This is a genomic window from Domibacillus epiphyticus (assembly GCF_001975785.1).
Classification (GTDB): Bacteria; Bacillota; Bacilli; order Bacillales; family Domibacillaceae; genus Domibacillus; species Domibacillus epiphyticus.
Map to the genome: position 1 here is coordinate 1 of NZ_MSFI01000029.1, position 22,321 is coordinate 22,321.

The 22,321-nt window shown below is 43.3% G+C and carries 25 protein-coding genes; 3 read left to right on the forward strand and 22 right to left on the reverse strand.

Annotated elements, in window-relative coordinates; translation table 11 throughout:
• From BTO28_RS14815 to BTO28_RS14825, 3 genes are all read right to left on the reverse strand, one after another.
• On the reverse strand, positions 1-1,311 hold a 1,311-nt coding region (locus tag BTO28_RS14815; RefSeq protein ID WP_144289496.1), incomplete at its 3' end, for a DEAD/DEAH box helicase.
• Between the two features lie 95 nt (positions 1,312-1,406).
• Positions 1,407-1,760, reverse strand: coding sequence for a DUF1798 family protein (locus tag BTO28_RS14820; protein ID WP_076767667.1), 354 nt, complete (start codon positions 1,758-1,760; stop codon positions 1,407-1,409).
• Positions 1,761-1,780: 20 nt separating this feature from the next.
• Entirely contained in the window at positions 1,781-2,023 is a 243-nt protein-coding gene (locus BTO28_RS14825) for a hypothetical protein (RefSeq protein WP_076767670.1), read from the reverse strand.
• A gap of 388 nt (positions 2,024-2,411) precedes the next feature.
• Here BTO28_RS14825 and recU point away from each other — a divergent pair, with 388 nt between their 5' ends.
• Together recU and BTO28_RS14835 are read left to right on the forward strand one after the other, a co-directional pair.
• Positions 2,412-3,017 (forward strand): Holliday junction resolvase RecU, encoded by a 606-nt coding sequence (gene recU / locus BTO28_RS14830; protein ID WP_076767672.1) that lies wholly within the window; start codon positions 2,412-2,414, stop codon positions 3,015-3,017.
• 27 nt (positions 3,018-3,044) lie between these two features.
• Complete coding sequence (locus BTO28_RS14835; protein WP_076767674.1) at positions 3,045-5,750, forward strand: transglycosylase domain-containing protein; 2,706 nt, start codon at positions 3,045-3,047, stop codon at positions 5,748-5,750.
• A 37-nt stretch (positions 5,751-5,787) separates the two neighbouring features.
• Here BTO28_RS14835 and BTO28_RS14840 read toward each other — a convergent pair whose 3' ends face one another.
• From BTO28_RS14840 to BTO28_RS14915, 16 genes are all read right to left on the reverse strand, one after another.
• On the reverse strand, positions 5,788-6,255 hold the full coding sequence (locus BTO28_RS14840) for a YpoC family protein (protein WP_076767676.1): 468 nt from the start codon (positions 6,253-6,255) through the stop codon (positions 5,788-5,790).
• Positions 6,255-6,911: an endonuclease III gene (gene nth, locus BTO28_RS14845; protein ID WP_076767678.1), complete on the reverse strand. Its 657-nt coding sequence runs from the start codon at positions 6,909-6,911 to the stop codon at positions 6,255-6,257. The genes BTO28_RS14840 and nth overlap by 1 nt, the downstream gene beginning before the upstream one ends.
• Positions 6,912-6,923: 12 nt before the next feature.
• Entirely contained in the window at positions 6,924-7,610 is a 687-nt protein-coding gene (locus BTO28_RS14850) for a DnaD domain-containing protein (RefSeq protein WP_076767680.1), read from the reverse strand.
• 103 nt (positions 7,611-7,713) lie between these two features.
• Positions 7,714-8,907: a pyridoxal phosphate-dependent aminotransferase gene (locus BTO28_RS14855; protein WP_076767682.1), complete on the reverse strand. Its 1,194-nt coding sequence runs from the start codon at positions 8,905-8,907 to the stop codon at positions 7,714-7,716.
• A gap of 17 nt (positions 8,908-8,924) precedes the next feature.
• Entirely contained in the window at positions 8,925-9,413 is a 489-nt protein-coding gene (locus BTO28_RS14860; protein ID WP_076767685.1) for a cell wall elongation regulator TseB-like domain-containing protein, read from the reverse strand.
• Positions 9,414-9,425: 12 nt separating this feature from the next.
• Positions 9,426-9,596 carry a YpmA family protein gene (locus BTO28_RS14865; protein WP_076767687.1) on the reverse strand — a complete coding sequence of 57 codons (171 nt, stop codon included), beginning with the start codon at positions 9,594-9,596 and terminating at the stop codon, positions 9,426-9,428.
• A 50-nt stretch (positions 9,597-9,646) separates the two neighbouring features.
• A complete protein-coding gene (gene dinG / locus BTO28_RS14870) occupies positions 9,647-12,451 on the reverse strand; it encodes an ATP-dependent DNA helicase DinG (RefSeq protein WP_076767888.1) in 2,805 nt (934 codons plus the stop codon).
• A gap of 75 nt (positions 12,452-12,526) precedes the next feature.
• Positions 12,527-12,910 (reverse strand): aspartate 1-decarboxylase, encoded by a 384-nt coding sequence (gene panD / locus BTO28_RS14875; RefSeq protein WP_076767689.1) that lies wholly within the window; start codon positions 12,908-12,910, stop codon positions 12,527-12,529.
• Complete coding sequence (panC, locus tag BTO28_RS14880) at positions 12,910-13,767, reverse strand: pantoate--beta-alanine ligase (protein ID WP_076767691.1); 858 nt, start codon at positions 13,765-13,767, stop codon at positions 12,910-12,912. The genes panD and panC overlap by 1 nt, the downstream gene beginning before the upstream one ends.
• A complete protein-coding gene (gene panB, locus BTO28_RS14885; RefSeq protein ID WP_076767693.1) occupies positions 13,764-14,603 on the reverse strand; it encodes a 3-methyl-2-oxobutanoate hydroxymethyltransferase in 840 nt (279 codons plus the stop codon). Before panB ends, panC begins: the two co-directional genes overlap by 4 nt.
• A 236-nt stretch (positions 14,604-14,839) precedes the next feature.
• Positions 14,840-15,814 carry a biotin--[acetyl-CoA-carboxylase] ligase gene (locus BTO28_RS14890; RefSeq protein WP_076767695.1) on the reverse strand — a complete coding sequence of 325 codons (975 nt, stop codon included), beginning with the start codon at positions 15,812-15,814 and terminating at the stop codon, positions 14,840-14,842.
• The gene (locus BTO28_RS14895; RefSeq protein WP_076767698.1) at positions 15,799-16,992 is read right to left on the reverse strand and encodes a CCA tRNA nucleotidyltransferase; all 1,194 of its coding nucleotides are present in this window, start codon (positions 16,990-16,992) and stop codon (positions 15,799-15,801) included. Before BTO28_RS14895 ends, BTO28_RS14890 begins: the two co-directional genes overlap by 16 nt.
• Complete coding sequence (bshA, locus tag BTO28_RS14900; protein ID WP_076767700.1) at positions 16,985-18,127, reverse strand: N-acetyl-alpha-D-glucosaminyl L-malate synthase BshA; 1,143 nt, start codon at positions 18,125-18,127, stop codon at positions 16,985-16,987. The genes BTO28_RS14895 and bshA overlap by 8 nt, the downstream gene beginning before the upstream one ends.
• A gap of 1 nt (position 18,128) precedes the next feature.
• Positions 18,129-18,521, reverse strand: a complete 393-nt coding sequence (gene mgsA / locus BTO28_RS14905) for a methylglyoxal synthase (protein WP_076767703.1) — start codon at positions 18,519-18,521, stop codon at positions 18,129-18,131.
• Between the two features lie 12 nt (positions 18,522-18,533).
• The gene (dapB, locus tag BTO28_RS14910) at positions 18,534-19,331 is read right to left on the reverse strand and encodes a 4-hydroxy-tetrahydrodipicolinate reductase (RefSeq protein ID WP_076767705.1); all 798 of its coding nucleotides are present in this window, start codon (positions 19,329-19,331) and stop codon (positions 18,534-18,536) included.
• A complete protein-coding gene (locus tag BTO28_RS14915; protein WP_076767706.1) occupies positions 19,328-19,663 on the reverse strand; it encodes a nucleotide pyrophosphohydrolase in 336 nt (111 codons plus the stop codon). The genes dapB and BTO28_RS14915 overlap by 4 nt, the downstream gene beginning before the upstream one ends.
• 98 nt (positions 19,664-19,761) lie before the next feature.
• On the opposite strand from BTO28_RS14915, the gene BTO28_RS14920 reads away from it, so the two are divergent.
• Positions 19,762-20,631 carry a YitT family protein gene (locus BTO28_RS14920; RefSeq protein WP_076767708.1) on the forward strand — a complete coding sequence of 290 codons (870 nt, stop codon included), beginning with the start codon at positions 19,762-19,764 and terminating at the stop codon, positions 20,629-20,631.
• A 56-nt stretch (positions 20,632-20,687) separates the two neighbouring features.
• Here the strand turns inward: BTO28_RS14920 and BTO28_RS14925 are convergent, their stop codons facing one another.
• From BTO28_RS14925 to lhaT, 3 genes are all read right to left on the reverse strand, one after another.
• Positions 20,688-21,368, reverse strand: a complete 681-nt coding sequence (locus tag BTO28_RS14925) for a zinc metallopeptidase (RefSeq protein ID WP_076767710.1) — start codon at positions 21,366-21,368, stop codon at positions 20,688-20,690.
• A 72-nt stretch (positions 21,369-21,440) separates the two neighbouring features.
• Positions 21,441-21,647 (reverse strand): sporulation protein YpjB, encoded by a 207-nt coding sequence (locus BTO28_RS14930; protein WP_076767712.1) that lies wholly within the window; start codon positions 21,645-21,647, stop codon positions 21,441-21,443.
• Positions 21,648-21,707: 60 nt separating this feature from the next.
• Entirely contained in the window at positions 21,708-22,289 is a 582-nt protein-coding gene (lhaT, locus tag BTO28_RS14935; RefSeq protein ID WP_076767714.1) for a lipoprotein heptaprenylglyceryl N-acetyltransferase LhaT, read from the reverse strand.
• Positions 22,290-22,321 lie beyond the last annotated feature (32 nt).

Below are 22,321 nucleotides of genomic sequence, written 5' to 3' on the forward strand. Positions count from 1 at the left end.
ACATTTCAAATGATCAGTTAAAATTATGAGGTTATTCGGATTAATGCGGGCTGTTTCGGGATTAGCGTTTAAAAAATATTCGGGATGCCCGACCATAAATTGATCTAAAGGTGCCGATGAAGCAACGAAAATAACGATCGCTTCTCCATGCCGTCTTCCAGCCCGTCCGGCTTGCTGCCAGGCACTCGCAATCGTCCCAGGGTACCCGGTCATGATGCACACTTGCAGCTGACCAATATCGACACCTAGTTCAAGCGCATTCGTACTAATTACACCGTATATATCACCATTTCGAAGCCCTCGCTCAATTTCTCGTCTTTCCGCAGGCAAATATCCTCCTCGGTATCCCCGGATCGATTTTGGACCAAGCTCTGATTTCACAAGCTCTTTTAAATATGTCAATATAATTTCCACACGGACACGGCTTCTTGCAAACACAATGGTCTGAATGCGGCTTTTCAGCATTTCTCCAGCTAATCGCCTCACTTCTAGCGTCGCACTCCGTCTTACATTCATCGTCTTATTGACAACAGGTGGATTGTAAAATAAAAAGTGCTTCCGACCGGCCGGCGCTCCGTTATTTTCAATAAGTGTAATCTTTTTCCCAGTTATCTCCTCAGCCAGTTCTACCGGATTGGCTATCGTAGCTGACGTACAAATAAAGACCGGATCACTCCCATAAAAACGGCATATACGCTGAAGTCTTCTCAATACATTCGCGGTATGGCTGCCAAATACTCCTCTATATATGTGAAGTTCATCAATCACAATAAATTTGAGATTTTCAAATAAAGACACCCATTTCGTATGATGAGGCAAAATAGCAGAATGAAGCATGTCCGGGTTCGTCATGACGATATGTCCCGCTTTTCTCACTTTTTGCCGGATCGCCGGGGCAGTATCACCGTCATACGTATGACTGTTGATCGCAAGCCCAGAATCATCAATCAATTCATTCAATTCACTTTTTTGGTCCTGCGCAAGTGCTTTGGTTGGAAATAGATAAAGTGCCCGCGCGTCCGGGTTTCGCAAAATTGTCTGAAGGACCGGCAAATTGTAGCAAAGTGTTTTTCCTGAGGCAGTTGGTGTGACAGCGGTGAAACTTTTTCCATTCATTGCTGTTTCATATGCGGTTTCTTGATGTGTATATAATGAATCGATGCCGCGGTTTTTCAGGGCTCCGGCTAATTTCGGATGAAGATCGTCCGGGAGCGGTACAGAAGATGACGGTTTCTCATCTATTGTATGCCAGTGGACGATATTTTCCGCCACGCTCTGTTGACCCCGGAGCCAATCAAGTGCTTCAGACATCGTCTTTTTCTTAGGAATCATGTGTATCACCCCTCTCTCATTTTAACGAACGAATGCTCTTTTTGAAAGCAAAAAAAAAGAACGCGTATGAGCGCTCAGTCTGCGATAATTATTTTTTCAAGCGATTCAAGCACATATAGCGCAGAATCGGCCGATTGAATAAATTTTGATTTACTTGTGTCAAAAAAATGGGCATGAGCACCGACTCGCCGGGCATTATCTGCCGCTTGTACAATTTGTGCAGCATGCACATATTTTTTCGGATTCAACTCAAGCCATTTAAGCGCAGACGCTTCCCATTTATTCGCAACGCGGTCCATTTCATCCGCAAAAGGTTTTACTACGCCGAAAAAATCAGCTGCTTCTTTTGACTCTCTCCTCTCCTCGTAAATCAATTTTGCTTTTTTCACAAGTGACTGAAGTGTTTTTGTCTGTTCTGTAAGCTGCACTCCGCAATACCCCGTTTCTTTTACAATGACCCTGCCGCCGGTTTAAATGTTCCAACAAATGAAGGGGTTTCCGGTTCGCCGCATAGAAAGCGGGCTCCTTCTTCCACAAGCTTCATCCTATTTTGAATACGTTCTTTTTTTACATGAAGCTGAAATAATTGGCGTCCCCGTTCTGCTGCCACTTTTACTTGTATCATCTTTTCCAGTTCGAGTGTCTGCTGTTCAATTTCCGAAAGCTGAGCGATCCATTCTTCCTTCGTCATTCTACTCCACTCCTTTGCCTTGATGCTTATACGTATTCGCACTATCGATTTAAATACCTGCATCGTTGACAAAAGAAGTGGTGATCCGGCAAAGAAAGAAAAATTACGACAATATTATACATGCAAAATCAATGCATCCCTTAAAGAAAATAAACATGGACTATATTTTTGATTTAGCTATAATATACGCGAGCTTTCCATATACTTGTAAACTATATCTTTTCATCCTCTTTCTAATGGGAGCATACACTATGAAATAGTGTAGCTAATAAAGTGGTATTTTTCAATCATGCTGGGCAAAAAGATGGAAAATCATAATATAGCTTTCAAAACAAGCGATATGTCCATTCTTATGGTATGATATGAATGCAATAAAGGGGGGAAATTGATGGCCATCCGTTATCCAAATGGAAAAGAATATAGGCAGGCTCCACCTAATAAAAAAATGGAAAAACCGTTGAAAGATGCCACATTCAGCAACCGGGGCATGACGCTTGAAGAAGATATTAACGAGACGAATGCGTATTATTTAAACCGGGGAATTGCGGTCATTCATAAGAAACCTGTCCCCGTTCAAATTGTCCGTGTTGACTATCCTGCGAGAAGTGCCGCTGTTATTAAAGAAGCATATTTTAGACAGGCGTCTACAACAGATTACAACGGGGTTTATAAAGGGAGATACATTGATTTCGAAGCGAAAGAAACGAAGATAGCCTCTTCTTTTCCGCTTAAAAACTTTCACGAGCATCAGATCAATCATATGAAACAAGTAGAGTCGCACGGTGGAATTGCGTTTGTTATCATTCGCTTTTCAAAGACGGACGAGCTCTATTTCTTGCCGTTTCAGGCACTTTATACATTTTGGTGCCGAATGAATGAAGGAGGACGCAAGTCGATTACGAAAGACGAACTATCGGCATGCAGCATGCTGCTGCCACTTGGACTATCGCCCCGAATTCCATATCTGGACGCACTCGAACGCATGTATTTTTAACATTTTGAAAGTGAGGAACGAAGACATATGTCTGAAGAATACAAATCTAGAACTGAAAAGCGGAGCCAGCAGCGAAAAAAAACGGCCCGCAAAACGAAAAAGTCAAAACAGAAAAAAACATCAGCAAATAAAAAGCGGTCCATTGTCAAGAGAATTTTGCTTGCCATGGTTCTTCTCGCCTTCTTAACACTGGCAGGCGGCATTGGTTTGTTTGCATATTTCGTTAAGGATGCTCCAGAAATTGATGCTGCGCTTTTACGCGATCCAATTTCTTCAAAAATTAATGATGATAATGGTGACCTCTTGACGAATGTCGGCTCCGAGCGGCGCGACTATGTGAAATATGCTGATATCCCAGTTCTAGTACGGGATGCCGTTTTAGCTACAGAAGACGCCCGCTTTTTTGAACATAGAGGCATTGACCCGATACGCCTCGGAGGCGCTGTATTAAAGAACGTCACAGACGGTTTCGGTTCACAGGGCGCCAGTACAATCACCCAGCAAGTCGTGAAAATGTCGTTTTTAACACAGGATAAAACGCTAAAACGGAAAGCGCAGGAAGCATGGCTTGCGTATAAGTTAGAACAAGCGTACACGAAAGAAGAAATTTTCGAAATGTACGTAAATAAAGTGTACATGTCTGATAGTATTAATGGAATCAAGGCCGCAGCTGACTATTATTTTAGCAAAGAGTTAAGCGAATTGACACTGCAGGAAGCCGCTTATCTTGCAGGTATGCCGCAAAGCCCGAATAACTACAATGCTTTCGATAATCCGGAACGTGGTGAAAAACGGAAAGACGTCGTTTTATCACTCATGAACCAGCACGATAAAATTACAAAAGCCGAAATGACTGAAGCGCAAAATCAACATATTACCGATTCATTGATTGAACAAGTCAATGATTCAGGTGTTCAAAAAGAATATGACTCATATGTGGACCTCGTAATCGAGGAGGTCGAAGAAATGGGCTACAACGCCTACACTGACGGTTTGATCATTGAAACAACGCTCGATAAAGACGCACAGCTTTTTATGGATAAACTATTAAACAGTGATGAATATATTAATTATCCAAGTGAGTTGTTCCAGGCAGGAATTGCTTTAACGGATACTCAAACGGGTGAAATACGTGCCATTGGCGGAGGACGGAATCAAGAAGTACAGCGCGGCATTAACTACGCGACAGATATTAAGCGCCAGCCAGGTTCTACGATTAAACCAATACTTGATTATGGTCCAGCGATTGAGCATTTAAAATGGTCGACGTATGAACAGGTAGAAGACAGCCCGTTCAATTACCCTGGCGGCGGCTCTGTTGGCAATGCGGGCGGTTCATATGCCGGGATGATGTCAATGCGTGATGCCCTTGTACGTTCTAAAAACACCCCAGCTGTCCGTACATTTTTGGACGTCGGTTATGAAGATGCATTTGAATTTGCAGCCGGACTGGGCATCAATTTAGAAAATGAATATCCATCTTATGCAATTGGCTCTATGGACGGAAAAGAAGCCATATCGCCGCTGCAAATGGCCGGTGCCTATGCTGCATTCGGAAACGGCGGAATCTATAACGAACCACATACGGTAAAGAAAATAACACTAGCGGATGGAACTGTTATTGAAAATGATGTGAAAACTGAGCCGGCAATGAGCGATTACACAGCATATATGATCACTGATATGTTAAAAGATGTAGTGGATCATGGTACTGGCACCGCGGCAAATATTCCATCACTTCATGTTGCCGGTAAAACCGGAACAACCAACTATACAGACGATGAGCTAGCACAATACAATTTCCCATCAAGCGCTTCGCCTGATGCATGGTTTGTTGGTTATACGACCAAATATACAGCTGCCATTTGGACGGGATACGAAAGCCGGACTGAGTATTTATCCAAAGACAGCCAGCAGATTGCAAAAGAATTGTTTAAAGAATTAATGACAGAAGTCTCTAAAAAAGTGGATACACCTGATTTTGACAAGCCAGACAGCGTCGTCGAGCTTCCAATTGTAAAAGGCTCAAATCCTGCTCAAGTTGCAGGAAGTGGTGTGGCGGACAGTGAAAAAACGTACGAATTGTTTGTACGCGGTGAACAGCCGAAACGATCTGCAAATGTTGTGAAAGAAGAAGAAACAGAGGAAGAGGAAACATCTTCCGGTGAAATCACTGACTTAAGTGCTACAGCCGATGCAAGTGGCAATATTTCTGTCTCCTGGTCCTTCAGCGGCGAAGGTACACCTTCATTCACCGTATCAAACGGATCAGAGACACAGTCGATCGGCGGCTTCTCAACCGTATTTGGCGGCGGACAGCCCGGTCAAACATATTCGATCACCGTAACCGCGATTGTCGATGGAGAAAGTGTTGATTCCTCCTCAACTTCTGTTACGGTACCTGGCGGACAACCAATTAATCCGGAACAGCCAGATGATGACACGGAACAACCGGGTGATGAGACAGAACAACCGGAACCTGATTCTGGTCAACCAGAACCAGGCACTCCATCGGATAATGATAATGGCAATGGTAATAGCGGCAATAATGGCAACGGCAGTAATAACGGAAATGGAAATGGAAACGGGAATAATAACGGAAACGGGAATAACGGAAATAGTAATACTGGAAATGGAAATACTGGAAATGGAAGCAGCAGCGGCAGTACGCAAAGTAACAACGACCAGCCACCTGCTGTAACAGAACCAGAAACGGTACCAGAGTCAGAATAAGAGAAAAGCGGCCTTATATGATAATAAGGTCGCTTTTTTATCGTTTTCGTATTGCGTGGACTGCTGCCGCTTTTCGCTGTTCATTCATCAGTTCCATCAGCTGCCGAAATGCCGCATATGTGTATGGGCGAGCCGTAATAAATTGAAATCTCTCATGAAAATTAATGGGCTTTACTTCTAAATCTTTTTCTTTTTGCTCCCAAAGAGCTGGGGCTGCCGGCTGCCCATTTGTCCAAAACAATGCCATAAAAAAGAGCGCTAGAAGTGTATTCATCTCTTCCTGCACATCTTTTTGACGCCGGCAATGCTTTTCTTCTAAGACAGTAGTTGTACGCACCCACGCATTCATTACTTCTTCCAGACCATGCCCTCGTTCAAGCCAGGGTGTTTTATTCCCTTTCAACTCGTAAAGAAAATAAGGAAATTGGTCAATTGCTTTCGGGATCGTTGCGTGTTCTTCATCAGAGAAAAATCGAAGCGGCGGCGCCAGCGTGATTTTCTTCATCACGCGCCTGCCTTTCGTTTCATCCGTTTTTTTCCTTCTCTGCATAATTCTAAAAGTGGGCATTCTGGACAATTCGGCGATTGGGCTTTACAGTGGTAACGGCCGAAAAAAATCATTCGGTGATGCGTTACAGACCATTCATCCATTGGAATTTTCTTCATTAACGTCTCTTCAACTTGAGTCACATTATCTTTCCAGCGGCAAAAACCCAGGCGTTTCGATACGCGCTCTACATGCGTATCAACCGCAATTGCCGGAACGCCAAACGCAACCGATGCGACTACATTTGCTGTTTTACGGCCGACGCCAGGCAATTTTACCAGCCCCTCCTGCGTTTCCGGCACTTTCCCGTTTAGTTCCTCAATCAACATATGAGACAATTTTTGAATGTTTTTCGCTTTATTCCGGTAGAGTCCGATTGAGCGAATGTCTTGCTCCAATTCTTCCAGTGGCACAGAAATGTAATCTTCCGGTGTTTTATACTTTTCAAATAAACCTTTTGTTACTTTATTAACAAGTGCGTCTGTACATTGAGCAGACAATGCGACGGCAATGACAAGCTCAAACGGATTAGAATGATTCAGCTCGCAATGCGCATCCGGAAACATGTCCGCAAATGTATCAAGACAATGGCGTATTTCTTTTCTAGTCAGCAATTTGCATTCTCCTTACTGCTCAAGCCAATTATAAAATGGAACGGCATTTTCCGAACGGGACACCTGTTCAGTATTAGCCGGTTTACGGAATTTTCTTCCCTGTTCTCGTGCCTGTTCCACTGTTTTAATCCCTTGTTTTTTCCACTCGAATAAAATCCGGTCAATATACCGGAAATTTAATTTCATTGACAAAACCGCTTCACGGAGCGCCGCTTTAATGACGGCCGGATCGTGCTGGTCCTGGTCGATCCAGAGTGCTAATGTTTCACATTCAATTGCTGACAGCGGTCTGCCGAATTCTTCCTCAAACAGGCTGTACAAGTCTTTTTCTTCTGTCATCGCCTGCTGAAGAGACTCTCCTCGTGCGTCGGATTCAAATAATGCAGCAATTTTATTCCAGAGCGGTGTCAATGAATAAAATTCATACCCCGTCTGCTCTCCCTGTTCAATTGTAATCACTTGTTTTTGAATCATTTTTTTGACACATGCTGCACAATCTGAAGACGAAATTGTCATAAGACCAGACAAATCTTCAAAACTAGGGAATGAGATCCCCTTTTGGGAAAAGGAATAAATATGCAAAAGAACCATCATCTCTGTTTCATTTAACTGAAGCCGTCTATAGTTTTTGAGAAGAACGTTTGGAATGCTGGTCATCCCTTCTTCCATCCAGTTAATCAATATTTCTTTCTCTTTCATGATAACACTCCACCTCAAACACTTTTTACTGGCAATGGTTCATATTATACTAGCAGATACATAAAAAGAAAAGCCGCCCAAACGGACAGCTTCCCTTGTAAAATTACCCTTTTTTATGAGTGTTAACGTAATCCGCAATGCGTGCTGTTGCTTTTTCAAGCAGTTCAAGCGAGGTTGCATAAGAAAGACGGATGTTTGCTGGCGAGCCAAAGCCGCTCCCTGGTACAACGGCAACATTTGCTTCTTCAAGCAGTGCTGTCACGAAGTCATCAACAGCTGCATGCCCTGTTAATTTTGCTGCTTCCGTCACGTTCGGGAACAAATAAAATGCACCCTGCGGCTTTAAGCAAGTGACACCTGGAATAGCCGTCAGCTGCTCATGAATGATATTCAGCCGTTCCTGGAATGCTTTTTTCATTTCTTCAACAGGCGCCTGTGATCCTGTGTATGCTGCAATTGCTCCATATTGAGCCGTTGATGTAGGATTTGATGTTGAATGGCTGGCAAGGTCTGTCATTGCTTTAATGACCTGTGCATTGCCTGCCGCATAGCCAATACGCCATCCTGTCATCGAATGGGACTTTGAAACACCGTTAATGATAATCGTTTGTTCTTTAAGCTCTTGGGACAATTCTGCAATGGAAACGTGCTTATTGTCACCATAAACTAATTTTTCATAAATTTCATCGGATACGATCCAAATGTTTTTGCGCAGTGCCACTTCACCGAGCGCTTTCAATTCTTCTGCTGTATAAAGCATGCCAGTCGGATTCGATGGCGAGTTAATGATAACTGCTTTCGTTTTATCTGTAATCGCTGCTTCTAATTGTTTTGGTGTTATTTTAAACTCGTTTGATTCTTTTCCTTCCACGTACACAGGAACGCCGTCTGCAAGTTTTACCTGTTCAGGATAGCTGACCCAGTAAGGTGTTGGAATGATCACTTCATCGCCTTCATTTAAAATAACCTGAAATAGATTGTACAACGCATGTTTGGCACCAGTTGTGACGATAATTTCGTTTGGTTTATATGTAATCCCCTGATCTTCTTTAAATTTGCCGATGATTGCATCTTTCAATCCCGCGAGACCGCCTGCCGGTGTATATTTTGTCTGACCGTCTTTTAATGACTCATAAGCCGCTTCAATAATATGATCAGGCGTGTTAAAATCCGGTTCTCCGGCACCAAGACCAATAACATCAATACCTTGTGCTTTCATCTCTTTTGCTTTCGCTGTAATTGCTAATGTCGTTGACGGAGTTAATGCTTTTACGCGTTCTGCTAATTGTACATCCATGTAAATTCTCCATTCTGTTAAATGTTTTCGACTTTTCTCCACCATTTTCCGTCTTCGAACGATAAGTAATAATAATTTAATTTTCCTTTATCGTTTTTAAACGTGAACAGCCAGACAGGTGTTTCTTTTTCCATACCCAGTGTGAGTGTAAGGATTTCCGCCTTGCCTGATTCCTCTCTGAATAGAGCACGCGCTTCTTTTTCCGTAACTCCCTGAGCAAGCGGCTTTAAAACCGGTTCAGACTTGCCATCTTCTGCAATCCAGACCGCAACATTTTGGCCGCTTTTGTCTTTCCCTGTCACCGTATAATATGCAGTTGTTCCATTGTACAGATACACCTCTTCAACTTCGGTAAGAGCTGTTCTTTCTTTCGCTTCCTGTACAGCGGTCATCTTTGCTTTTTCATACGGTTTTTGTGCATTATTATACATGATTCCGACAATTCCTGCAATAACAGCTATGGTAATACCGATTATTATAAACCATTTTTTAAAATTCGTTCGCATATTCATCACTTCTTATGTTCTGTAAATGGTAAAAACGGCTTTTGATTTATCTTCAGGATCCAGCGCCAGACCAAACATTAAATTTTCACGCTTTAGCGTCCGGTTTAACGTATCGACGAGCTTATATAAATCGCCATTATGTTCAACCGTCACTGTTGATAAAACATCAATTTTCGACTCCATACGAATCCCTCCTGTAGGCATTATAGCAGGAATAGCCGCCCAGTTTGCAACTATTTTTCATTGGGCAGCCATTTTTCAATTAGCTCAATTGTGCCCGTAATATCTTCCTCAATAGCTTGAACATCCGGAATTGACTGTAAAAATGACTTTCCATAGCGGCTAGAGACAATTCTGCGGTCAAAAATAACGGCTATGCCCCGATCAGACTGCGTACGAATAAGACGGCCAAAACCCTGCCGGAACCGGATAATGGCTTGTGGCAGTGAATAAGCCGAAAACGGGTTTATCCCATCTTCCCTAAGCTGCCTGCTTTTAGCAGACACAAATGGGTCATCTGGCGGTGCAAAGGGAAGTCTAACAATAAATAAGACCGATAGATCTTCACCAGGAATATCGATCCCTTCCCAAAACGCCCCGGTTCCGAGCAAAATGGCTTTATCATATTGGCGAAAATTTTTAGTGAGTCTTGTCACACTACCATTTGTAATTCCTTGCGCAATAATGGCGTAATCATCCAGCAGTCCCGTATCACGTATATAATCGTATGTTTTCTTTAAAATATCAAAAGAGGTAAACAATACAAGCATTCGACCGCCAGCCGATTCTGCAGCCGCGATAATATAATCTGCAACAGCCGCCGCATAAACGTCGCTATCAACCTCGTTCACTTCCGGCACATCATTCGGAATGACGACACGGCAGTTCTCCGCATAATTAAACGGTGAATTCACCACGCACTCATTATATGAATACTGCGTCAGGCCTATTTCATTCGCAAAAAATCGAAATGAGTTTTCTACTGTTAAAGTCGCGGACGTAAACACAACATGGTGGCGATCGAGCAAATAATCTTTAATGAGCGCACCTGCATGAATGGGCTGCGTACGGATCACAAACGTGTTCATAAGCGATCGAACATCCCCTTCCATCCAGACAACATCGCCATCATCCGGACGGAACAGAAGCTCAAATAAACATTCGTTCCATTTCCTGCACCGTTCAAGTATGGCTGCCGCATCATCCACAAACAATTCATCACGCGCTTGCAGCTCCCCGCGAATCTGCGCTAATGGTGTGATCTTTTTAGACATTGCCTCTATAAATAAAGACACCTCTTTATAAATACGTTCCGCTCCCCACTCAATCTGCTGCCATGCTGCTGTTTGACGTGTGTCATCATCAATCGCCATTTGCCGCTTTGACTGTGCGGTCCGCTTCGTTTTTTCTTCAAAGAAAGCTGAAACCGATGTAAACCATTCCTCCGCTTCCATTAAAACGGCAGCCATTTGCCGCACCAGTTCATAAGAAGATTGGACAGACAGATGTTTATTTTCAATGCGCTCCAGTTGATAAAGAAGCCGTTTTTCATCTGCTGTACCTATTTTTCCAAGCATAAACTTTAACTGTGAAAGCGACAGCTCTTTCCCAAGCCGCTCCCTCGCCGCTTTTTCAAATTGATGCGCTTCATCAACAATGATATGACCGTTTTTAGGGAGCAGCGGCCGCTCTGATTTGATATCCGCGATTAAAAACGAATGATTGGTAACAATGATATCAGCATTTGCGGCAACATCTTTGGCGTACAAGAAAAAGTCATGAGAACGCCACGCCTGTTTCGATTTGTTCAAATAATCGTCCACCTGGCATACTTCTTCCCATAAGAGCAGCCCGCCTGATGACAAATTCAACTCGTCACCATCCCCGGTCATCGTTTCAAGAAGCCAGACGAGAATTTGCATTTTGGCAATTGTCCGGTCATAGTTTGTTTCCCTTTCCTTCAGCGCCCGAACAAAACGGGATAAATCAAGATAATGCCGCTTCCCTTTCAGTACTGCCGTTTTCACCTCAAATGGAAGCATTGTCTTTATTTTTTTCAGTTCACGTTCAAGAAGCTGATGCTGTAACAGCACCGTATACGTTGAAATAACGACAGGTTTCCCTGACTGTCGGCTTTTATAAACCGACGGCAAAAGGTACGCAAGTGACTTTCCTGTCCCAGTGCCTGCTTCAATGACAGTATGAACGCCGCTCTCAAATGATTTTTGAACCGCATTCATCATTTCCATCTGTCCGTCACGCCGTTCAATCCCCGGCATACCCGATAATAAAGACCACTTTGCTTCCTCCTCTTCCGGAAACAAAGTATCTTCATTCGGTTCTCTTTTTAAAGGCCTCTCTTTTTTTCTAAGGCCAAGTCCCCGGTAAACAGTCCATTCCTCCGGGAGCGTTTCAATCCTCATTTTTTTTTGTGCAGCAATACGTGCAAGCAGCACATGAATATCACTTTTCAGCCCGATTGAAAGCTTTGTCAGCCGCTCAACCGTCACGAGAGGCAGGCGCTCAAGACGCTCCATCAGCTTCAGGAAAAGCTGAGCTGTCGCATATGCATCACTGTCCGCGCGATGAGGCTGCCCATGATTCAGATCAAATTGGCCAGATAAGTCACTAAGCTTATAGCTGTCAGCCGCAGGAAGCACGATTTTTGCTAATTCCACTGTATCGATCAGAAGTCCGTCAAATGCTGGATAACCAGCCTCCTTGAACTCTTCATTTAAAAACGTCACATCAAACGTCACATTATGCGCGACAAAGATTGCATCTTCCAGCCACTCTCTAAACCGTCCTGCTTCGTCCAAAAAAGCCGGGGCCCCCCGTACCATTTCATCATCGATTCCGGTCAGTTCTTGAATAAACGGCGGAATGGGTGCGTGCGGATTTAAATACGTATCGTATTGTTTTGTTATGATCCCTTTTTCAATTAAAACAAACGCCGCCTGCATGATACGACCTCCGCTTGCATGAGAGTGACCAGTCGTTTCAAAATCAGCCACGACAAATCGCAAATCATTGTTCACGTCAAACACACCTTTTAGTAAATTCCTTCTCAGTTTACCATAAAAAAGACCGCTGCACGCACAGCGGTCTTTCATTTACATTATCGTTGCAGCCGGCTCTTGGTGAAGCATGTCCACAATTCGATTATCTTTATCCATAATGAGCACTTTTGGCTTATGGTCTTTTACTTTTTCTTCTGCTACCATCACATACGAAATGATAATAACCGTGTCTCCTGGCTGAACAAGGCGGGCGGCTGCTCCGTTTAAACAGATCACGCCACTTCCCCGCTCTCCCGGAATAATATATGTTTCAAGGCGGGCGCCGTTATTGTTGTTGACAATTTGTACTTTTTCATTTGCCAACATACCGGCTTCATCCAGCAAATCTTCATCAATTGTAATACTGCCGACGTAGTTTAAATTTGCTTCTGTCACCGTTGCACGGTGAATTTTGCCGTTCATCATTGTACGAAACATTATGCTCTTCCTTTCACAGTAAAAATGATGTTATCAATTAAACGGGCATTTTTATATTGAACCGCAGCCGCTGCAATTATCGTTCCTGTTGCCCTCTGAATGGGTTCAAGCTCTGGATAGGCTAAAATTTCGAGATATTCAATCTCTGCGCCTGAGTGTAAATTCAAATAGTCAATGGCCTGTTCTCTTACACGTTCAATCCTTGTTTCCCCACTGTCAATCGATTCTTTTAAACGTGATAATGACTGATAAAGCGCCGGTGCTCTTTCTCTTTCTTCCGGCTGTAAATAAACATTTCGTGAACTTTTAGCGAGTCCGTCTTCTTCCCTGACTGTTTCGACACCATGAATTGTTACAGGCACGTTTAATGAATCAACAAGACCATATATAACAGCAAGCTGCTGGGCATCTTTCTTTCCAAAATAAGCATTGTCCGGTTCAGTCATGTGAAACAGCTTCATCACGACGGTTGCAACGCCGTCAAAATGACCTTCCCGCTTTATTCCGCACAGAACGTTCGTCCGTTTTTTCACTGTTAGCGCAACGGCAGGTTCTTCGGGGTACATTTCATCCACTGATGGCATAAATAAATAATCAACACCCGAACTTTCAGCAAGTGCCGCATCCTTTTCTGGATCCCGTGGATACCGCTCAAAATCTTCATTAGGGCCAAATTGCAGCGGGTTAACGAAAATAGACATGATGACCGTATCATTTTCCTTCCGTGCCTTTTTAGCCAGTGTTAAATGCCCCTCATGCAAAAAACCCATTGTCGGCACAAACCCGATCGTATGGCCGTTCTTTTTATTATTGCGTACTATTTCTTTTAATTTTACGATTGAATCAACAATTATCATGAGTGGACGCCTCCATACAGCCGATCAAGTTCTTCCTCATTCATCGTGAATGTATGTTCATCAGAAGGAAATGCACCGTTCTTCACTTCAATCACGTAAGACTGAACGGCCGGTACGCCTTCCGTGTCAAAATTCGCGTAGCTTTTCACAAATTTTGCCGTCCGATCAACGCCGTAGCGCATAATATCATGATACACAAGCACCTGGCCATCCGTTTTTCCACCTGCACCAATGCCGATGACTGGAATCGCTAATGATTTTGTAATGGATTCCGCTACTTGATATGGAACACATTCAAGGACAATCATAAACGCGCCGGCCTGTTCCATTTCTTTTGCATCCTCGAGAAGTTTACGTGCCGCTTCGGCTGTTTTTCCCTGTACTTTATATCCACCCATCACACCGACAGACTGCGGGGTTAAGCCGAGGTGTGCACAAACAGGCACCCCAGCTTCTGTTAACTCACGGACTCGGTCAACAATTTCACCTGCGCCTTCAAGTTTTACAGCATCGGCTCCCGCTTCCTGCATTAACGCCCGAGCTGCCTTCATTGTTTCTTCTTTATTCACGTGATATGTCATAAATGGCATATCGGTAATCGTAAACGTGTTGCGCGCACCTCTTTTCACCGCTTTTGTATGGTGAATCACATCTGAAAGCGTTACCGAAACGGTTGATTCGTAGCCTAGAACAGTCATGCCGAGTGAATCGCCAACAAGAATGATATCTGCACCGCCAGACTGCGCATGCTTCGCAGATGGAAAATCATATGCGGTGATCATCGCAATTTTATCATTGTTCGTTTTCATTTTTAAAAAATCAGCTGTACGTTTCATTTAATCATCCTCCTTTTTTATCAGAGGAGACGAAACAACATAAAAGGGTCCTCCAAAGGCAGAAGGACCCGTTAACTACGGCTGGATGTTTCGACCCTCTGTCCCTGTCCGAATGGATCAAGGCAGTTTACGTCTTATTTTGTTTAAATAAACCCTTTGTAACGGTGCAGCTCTATTACGATACCGCCCGAGTCAAGTTCATTATAACAGCGTCACCCTTTTTTGACTATGAAAAATTACTGATCGATTTCAATATCTGCTGAATAAATATCATGAATCATTCCGTTTTCATCTTGTAATTTCAACACACCTTCATCGGTAATACCAAGCGCTTTTCCTCGAATGGTCCCAGTAACGGTCCGCGCTATAATATGACGCCCGATCGAGATTGCGTACGATTCCCATTTGTCTTTTATCAATCCAAAACCGTTCGTCATGTATTCATCATAGTACAACTCCAGGTTTTTCATAATCGCCTGTACCAATTTTGCACGCGGCACAGTTTCACCTTTTTCAATTGAAATCGACGTTGCGATATTTGAAAGTTCCTCCGGGAATTGACGCTGATTCACATTCATGCCAATTCCAATAATAATCGAGCGGATTTGATCTGAATCCGCCTGCAATTCGGTTAAGATGCCGGTTATTTTTTTTCCGTTTAATAAAATGTCATTTGGCCATTTAATTTCCGCCATCACACCTGCAGCATCACGGATCGCTTCAGTAACTGCAACTGCCGTAATGAGTGTAAATTGCGGCGCTTTATACGGGGGCAGATTTGGCTTCAAAATCAAGCTCATCCATATGCCAGTATACTTTGGAGAATGCCATTCTCTCGTCATCCGGCCCCGTCCTGCCGTCTGTTCTTCCGCGATTACAAGCGTGCCTTCTTCTGCTTCTTCGGCCAATTTATGCGCCTCTTTTTGTGTCGATTCAACACTTTCTATAAAAACGACTTTCTTGCCAAGACGAACTGTTTCAAGGCCGATCAACAGCTCATTTTCACTTACTTTATCCGGTTTAGACGTAATTCGGTATCCCTTTTTACGTACTGCCTCTAATTCAAACCCTTCCTGGCGGAGTGATTCAATATGCTTCCAAACAGCCGTACGTGAACAGCCGATAATATCGGCCAGCGCCTGTCCGGATACAAAATCCCCATCCGCTTTCGAAAATGCTTCAAGTAGTTTATGTTTTACAGACGACTGCACGACAGCAAAAACTCCTTTATTTGTTCTTTTGTGTTGTTAATTTCACGGTTCATAATCGCTTTTTCAACCAATTCCAAACACTCTTTTATCCAAGCCCCTCTCGGTTTCCCTGTCCATTCCATTAAATCAGACCCTGTTGCGTTGAGATCGCTTCGGCTTTTAATTGGCAGCGCATGCCACCTTGAAATAATATCCTTTGAAAAAGAGGGGCGCCCATCTAATACAGCCATTGCCTCTGCACAATCCACCGCTGCTTCAAGCTGCATTTCATATAGTAACAGATCGGTCCAGCCCTCTGTCAGAACCCGATTTAATGTACGCACCCCTTTTTCAATTCGTTTGACACGTCTACTGGACATTCGCCAGCCGCGTAAAAAATTAGTGATGTCTCCGGCTGCCGCTTCATATACAATAAGAATCCACATTTGGTTCACACTCAGCGGCTGCAGCTGAAGAGCTGCGATACGTTCAATGGTCTTTTTTTGTCCTGCAAGACCAGGCAAAAACGCATATAGACCTGTTTGAGCGATGATGGAAAGCCCGGCAGCTTTGTCAGGCGCACTAAGAAGTTTATCCATTTCATTTAATTTTCGTTCGACCGCAATATGAGACAAAAGGGGCGCATGATCGACCAAAGCCTTGCATGTTTTTGGATCGAGTTCGAACGATAGCTGACTCATGAATCTAGCGGCGCGCATCATACGAAGTGCATCTTCTGAAAAGCGTTCTGATGCATCGCCAACGGTCCGGATAATACCCTTAGTCAAATCGGGCTGTCCGTTAAATGGATCAATCAGTTTCCCCTCTGCCGTCATCGCAATTGCATTCATTGTAAAATCGCGGCGCTTTAAGTCATCATGAAGCGACCGGACGAACTTCACCTCGTCCGGCCTCCTAAAATCACTGTATTCTGACTCAGTACGAAATGTCGTTACTTCAAACCCGCAGCCATCGCGTAACACAAGAATTGTTCCATGTTCAATGCCAACGTCTATAGTATGCATAAAAATGGTTTTCACTTCGTTCGGCAAAGCCGAAGTGGCAATATCTATGTCATGGATCGGCCGATGCAAAAGTAAATCGCGAACCGCACCACCGACAAAATAAGCTTCATGACCCGATTCCTCAAGAGCTTGAATAATCGGGAGTGCTTCTTTAAAAAAAGGGTGATCAATCATGATGATCCTCCTTCAATAGACGATCATACACATGTTCATATTGTCCAACAATATCCGATGAATGAAAACGTGTCTGAACGGTTTCGATTGCTTGTTTTCTCATGGATTCATACAGTTGACGGTCGGTCAACAATGAGATGGCTGCAGCACTGATTGATTCAATATCGCCAACCGGACAAATAAAGCCATTTTTCCCATCCTCAATCACTTCAGGAATCCCGCCGGCATCCGTTCCAATGCAAGGGACGCCGCATGCCATCGCTTCTAGCGCAACGAGGCCAAAGCTTTCTTTTTCAGACAAAAGAAGCTTCAGGTCACTGATTCCATAAAGTTCCGCGAGATTATTCTGTTTACCAAGATACAGTACGCTGCCTTCTAGGCCAAGCGCTTCAACAAGGCGGCATACAACCGTCATTTCCGGTCCATCACCGACAAGAAGAAGTTTTGCGGGCATCTCATTTACAATTCTAGCAAACACATTAACTACGTCCGTTACCCTTTTTACGGGGCGGAAATTTGACACATGAATGACAACTTTTTCATTCTCTTCAATGCCGAATTCTTTTTTTAAATGTTGTGTGGATTCAGTTGGTCTGTATACGCGTTCGTCGATAAAATTATAGACCGTTTCAATTTTTTTATCAGGCTCAATGAGCTCGATTGTTTGATTCACAAGGGAATCGGACACCGCGGTTACCGCATCAGATTGTTCAATGCCAAATTTAATGGCCGAAGTAAGTGCTGAATCAGAACCTAGGACCGTAATATCAGTCCCGTGCAGCGTCGTTACAATTTTTACATTTGATTTTGCCATTTGCTTTCCTAAAATAGCGCATACTGCGTGCGGAATGGCATAGTGAACATGCAAAATATCAAGTTTTTCCCGATCAATTACGTCCGCCATCTTACTTGCAAGTGCAATATCGTATGGTGGATATTGAAAAACAGAGTATTGATTAACTTCGACTTGATGAAAGAAAATATTGTGGTACATCCTGTTCAACCGGAAAGGAACAGCAGATGTGATAAAGTGAATCGTATGCCCTTTTTCAGCGAGAAGCTTTCCCAGTTCCGTTGCGACAACGCCCGAGCCGCCTACTGTCGGATAGCACGTAATGCCAATATTAAGTCCCATTTTATTCCCCTGCCGTTCCCTCGCCCTGCTCTTCTAAAATCCCATTAATCAAAACACGTGCTGTACCAAGATTCGTCGCAAGCGGTACAGAATATACGTCACAAAGACGGACGAGTGCCGTAACATCAGGCTCATGAGGCTGGGCAGTTAGTGGATCACGGAAGAAGAAAACGAAATCCATTTCACCCCGGGCAATGCGTGCACCGATTTCCTGATCACCGCCAAGCGGACCTGATTGAAAACGGTGAATAGACAAGCCGGTCGCTTCCATAATTCTTGTCCCAGTTGTCCCGGTTGCGAATAATAAATGACTGCTAAATACTTTTTTATTCTCGGAGACAAACTGAATTAAATCGTCTTTCTTCTTATCGTGTGCAATGAGTGCAATATTCATTTGGCGCCTCCATTAATCCAAAATATTTTCAAGGCCGTACACGAGAGTTTTCGTTTTCATAACTGTTTCAACGCACACTTTTACACCTGACATAAATGATGCACGGTTGTATGAATCATGACGGAGCGTTAACGTTTCGCCGTCAGCACCGAACAGTACTTGCTGGTGAGCGATCAATCCGGGGAGCCGGACACTATGGATATGCATTCCGTTCATATTAGCACCACGTGCACCCTGGATCGTTTCTTTTTCATCCGGATGCCCCTGTTTCTTCGGCTGGCGCACTTCGTTAATCATTTGTGCTGTTTTCACAGCTGTGCCGGACGGTGCATCAAGTTTTTTATCATGATGCAATTCAATAATTTCGACATCTTGAAAATATTTTGCCGCCAATTGAGAAAACTTCATCATTAATACAGCTCCGATTGCAAAGTTTGGCGCAATGATACAGCCAAGCTCTTTCGATTCAGCAAGTTCTTTCAACTCTTCAAGTTGTTCATCCGTAAAACCAGTTGTACCGACAACAGGGCGAATCCCATGCTCAAGTGCTGTTTTCGTATGTACATATCCAAATTCAGGCGTCGTCAAATCAATTAGTACATCAGCTGGATGATCAGTGAAGCAGTCGCGCACATCCGTGTAAATGGGTGCGTCCGAACCTGAAAATCCAATGTCTGACAAAGTTTCTCCGCCGTGCTTCCGATCCAGTGCTGCTACAAGATCAAATTCAGGCGTCTCCATTACCATCTTCACTGCTTCTGTTCCCATGCGGCCTCGTGGCCCCGCTATAATGACACGAATACTGCTCAATTTTGTTCCTCCTCAATTTTCGTCCAACGATCTTTATCTCTCGTCTGGAATTTATTCATCACCCGGTCGTGTGCTGTCTGCAAATCAATATTAAGTGAGTTCGCTAGACAAATCGCCACAAATAGCACATCTCCGAGTTCTTCTTCGATTGTTTTTTCTTCTTCTGTTGATTTTTTAGGTTTTTCACCATAATAATGGTTTACTTCACGGGCAAGTTCCCCAAGTTCTTCTGTAAGACGCGCCATCATGGCTAGCGGGCTGAAATACCCTTCCTTAAACTGCCCGATGTAATCATCTACTTCTTTTTGCATCTTTCGCATTGATTTATCCATTTATGTCACCACTTTCTCCCCTTATATGTTACTAATTATAGGCGGACGGCGCAATTTTTTTCTTCTTTCCCGTTATAATAAGACCAAGGAGGGATTTTATGTGGTTCGGGATACGATTCAAAAATATACTTTTTATTTTAATCGGTTCAGCTGTTTTTTCATTTGGGCTCGTTCATTTTAACATGCAAAACAACCTTGCAGAAGGCGGGTTTACTGGTATTACACTTTTATTGTACAACCTATTTGGTATTGAACCGTCCTATTCCAACCTAGTGTTGAACATTCCACTCTTTTTTATTGGCTGGAAATTGCTCGGCCGTATATCGTTTTATTACACACTGATTGGTACATTCAGCGTCTCGCTTTTTTTATGGATTTTTCAGCGCTGGCAGTTTAATATCCCGCTCCGTGATGATTTGTTTTTAGCCTCCCTGTTTGCAGGTCTGTGTCTTGGCGTCGGGCTTGGAATTACGTTCCGCTATGGCGGGACAACAGGAGGGGTCGATATCATCGCAAGACTTTTACACAAATACCGCCAAATCAGCATGGGAAAAACAATGTTTTTATTTGATGCTTGCGTCATTGCTGCATCTGTTTTAACCTACATCGATTATCGTGAAGCAATGTATACACTTGTTGCCGTTTTTACAGGGGCGCGAGTCATTGACTTTATGCAAGAAGGTGCATATGCAGCACGCGGAGCAATGATTATTTCCAATCATCATGAAGATATTGCAGAGGAAATCAATAAGCGGATGGACCGGGGTGTAACGATTTTAAAGGGATACGGCTCCTATACAAAAGAACCGCGCGAAGTGTTGTACTGCGTCGTTGGCAAAAATGAAATCGTCCGGCTGAAAAACATCATCCACGCAGTAGACCCGTCTGCATTTGTATCCGTTACCGTCGTACATGACGTCTTCGGTGAAGGTTTTACTCTCGATGAAAATAAACAACCGATTCAATAACTTGATATTGCCTATAAAAAAGCACCGGAATCTATAACGATTCCGGTGCTTTTATTTTAATCTTCACTTTGCTGCATGCCTGTATACATTAAGATTAAACGAACAAGCTCAAGTACAGCAACTGCTGCTGCAGCCACATACGTCATCGCTGCAGCATTTAACACTTTTCGCGCTTCCCGTTCTTCATCGTTCCGGATAATGCCAGAAGCGACGATTTGGTCCATCGCTCGGTTTGAGGCATTAAACTCAACCGGCAGCGTAATAACCTGGAACAAGACACCAGCCGCCATTAATACGATACCGAGAAGAAGCATATTAGACATTGTCGTAAATATACCAATCATAATGAAAATCCATGACATATTTGAACTAATGTTTGCAATTGGTACTAAAGCGTGGCGAAAACGAAGGAACGAATACGCTTCTTTATCTTGAATTGCGTGTCCGACTTCATGGGCTGCTACAGCGGCACCGGCAATGGAATGGCCGTGATAATTATCCGGTGACAAATGAACCGACTTTGTTATCGGGTTATAATGGTCACTTAAAAAGCCGTGTGATTCATGCACTGTTACGTTCTGCAGTCCGTTATCGTCCAGAATGCGTCTCGCTGCTTCTGCACCGGTAATGCCTGTTGAAACGGATACTCGTGAATATTTTTTATACGTACTTTTCACCTTAAGCTGTGCCCAAATTGGGACGATAATAATGATCGCAAAATAAATAAGCCAGATCATTTAATTCCATCTACCTCCATATATACTGTCGTATTTTGTTACTCATATTGTACCGATAAATACCCCTATACGTCAATGTTTACGCTTCGTCTGTTTTTCTTTTTTCATCGCATTATATTTTTTTCGCCCTGTATAAATAAGCGATGAAATAATCACACCGCCGGTCAGTGCCGTCACATGTACAAGCTGTTCTTTTTGCTCCAGTTTCATCTCTTCAGCGCTGCTTACTGGAACAAATACGAGAAGGAAACTCCATAAAAAGGCGATGATTTTTTCCATCTCCACTCCTCCCATCCATTCCTAACATTATATGCAGATGGGATGAAAAAAGATGATATTTTATCGCCAGATTGTCCGGTTCCTTCTCACGCACATATACCAGGTTACAAAGATTGATCCGATGCTTAGCCAGAATGTAAAGTAGCCAATTTCTTGAATATATAAGTGGAGTTGTGAATAAACAGGATATTGCATATATACGTAGTCAATGATTTCATTATGAAGAGTCCAAAGGGCAGCAACGATGAGATGAATGACTTTTACTTGAAAAAAAGGCGCATATAGCATTCCTTGGACAGCCATAATAAAATGTGATGCGACTAACATCCAGCCGAGCCATGATAAATTTCCTGTTACAAATAATGTAAAAATATTCATTGCTACAGCCCAAATTCCATACTTAAACAGTGTCATGACGGCAAGTGCCTGAACAAGTCCCCATGACCGGCCGATTAATAAACCAAAGATCGCGATCGTAAAAAACAAACTTGCTGTGGGGCTGTCTGGAACAAATGGCAAAAAAACCGCCGGTGTCTGCCTTAATTGCGGCATGTACCAAATGTAACCATAAATCGTTCCTGCTAAATTGCTTAGAAACAGCACCCACATAAATGCGCGATTCGATAAAAGGAAGTATAACATGCACCATCCTCCTTCATAATAAAAAAGACTGC

Excerpts from the sequence above, each read along its gene's own strand:
- BTO28_RS14825 (WP_076767670.1), bottom strand. The coding sequence starts at position 2,023 with ATGACGAAGGAAGAATGGATCGCTCAGCTTTCGGAAATTGAACAGCAG.
- BTO28_RS14915 (WP_076767706.1), bottom strand. The coding sequence starts at position 19,663 with ATGGATAAATCAATGCGAAAGATGCAAAAAGAAGTAGATGATTACATC.
- BTO28_RS14850 (WP_076767680.1), bottom strand. The coding sequence starts at position 7,610 with ATGAAAGAGAAAGAAATATTGATTAACTGGATGGAAGAAGGGATGACC.
- BTO28_RS14920 (WP_076767708.1), top strand. The coding sequence starts at position 19,762 with ATGTGGTTCGGGATACGATTCAAAAATATACTTTTTATTTTAATCGGT.
- BTO28_RS14840 (WP_076767676.1), bottom strand. The coding sequence starts at position 6,255 with ATGAAGAAAATCACGCTGGCGCCGCCGCTTCGATTTTTCTCTGATGAA.
- BTO28_RS14925 (WP_076767710.1), bottom strand. The coding sequence starts at position 21,368 with ATGATCTGGCTTATTTATTTTGCGATCATTATTATCGTCCCAATTTGG.
- BTO28_RS14895 (WP_076767698.1), bottom strand. The coding sequence starts at position 16,992 with ATGATTGATCACCCTTTTTTTAAAGAAGCACTCCCGATTATTCAAGCT.
- BTO28_RS14865 (WP_076767687.1), bottom strand. The coding sequence starts at position 9,596 with ATGGAGTCGAAAATTGATGTTTTATCAACAGTGACGGTTGAACATAAT.
- BTO28_RS14835 (WP_076767674.1), top strand. The coding sequence starts at position 3,045 with ATGTCTGAAGAATACAAATCTAGAACTGAAAAGCGGAGCCAGCAGCGA.
- panD (WP_076767689.1), bottom strand. The coding sequence starts at position 12,910 with ATGTTTCGTACAATGATGAACGGCAAAATTCACCGTGCAACGGTGACA.
- BTO28_RS14860 (WP_076767685.1), bottom strand. The coding sequence starts at position 9,413 with ATGCGAACGAATTTTAAAAAATGGTTTATAATAATCGGTATTACCATA.
- panB (WP_076767693.1), bottom strand. The coding sequence starts at position 14,603 with ATGAAACGTACAGCTGATTTTTTAAAAATGAAAACGAACAATGATAAA.
- BTO28_RS14930 (WP_076767712.1), bottom strand. The coding sequence starts at position 21,647 with ATGGAAAAAATCATCGCCTTTTTATGGAGTTTCCTTCTCGTATTTGTT.
- lhaT (WP_076767714.1), bottom strand. The coding sequence starts at position 22,289 with ATGTTATACTTCCTTTTATCGAATCGCGCATTTATGTGGGTGCTGTTT.
- bshA (WP_076767700.1), bottom strand. The coding sequence starts at position 18,127 with ATGGGACTTAATATTGGCATTACGTGCTATCCGACAGTAGGCGGCTCG.
- recU (WP_076767672.1), top strand. The coding sequence starts at position 2,412 with ATGGCCATCCGTTATCCAAATGGAAAAGAATATAGGCAGGCTCCACCT.
- panC (WP_076767691.1), bottom strand. The coding sequence starts at position 13,767 with ATGATAATTGTTGATTCAATCGTAAAATTAAAAGAAATAGTACGCAAT.
- mgsA (WP_076767703.1), bottom strand. The coding sequence starts at position 18,521 with ATGAATATTGCACTCATTGCACACGATAAGAAGAAAGACGATTTAATT.
- BTO28_RS14855 (WP_076767682.1), bottom strand. The coding sequence starts at position 8,907 with ATGGATGTACAATTAGCAGAACGCGTAAAAGCATTAACTCCGTCAACG.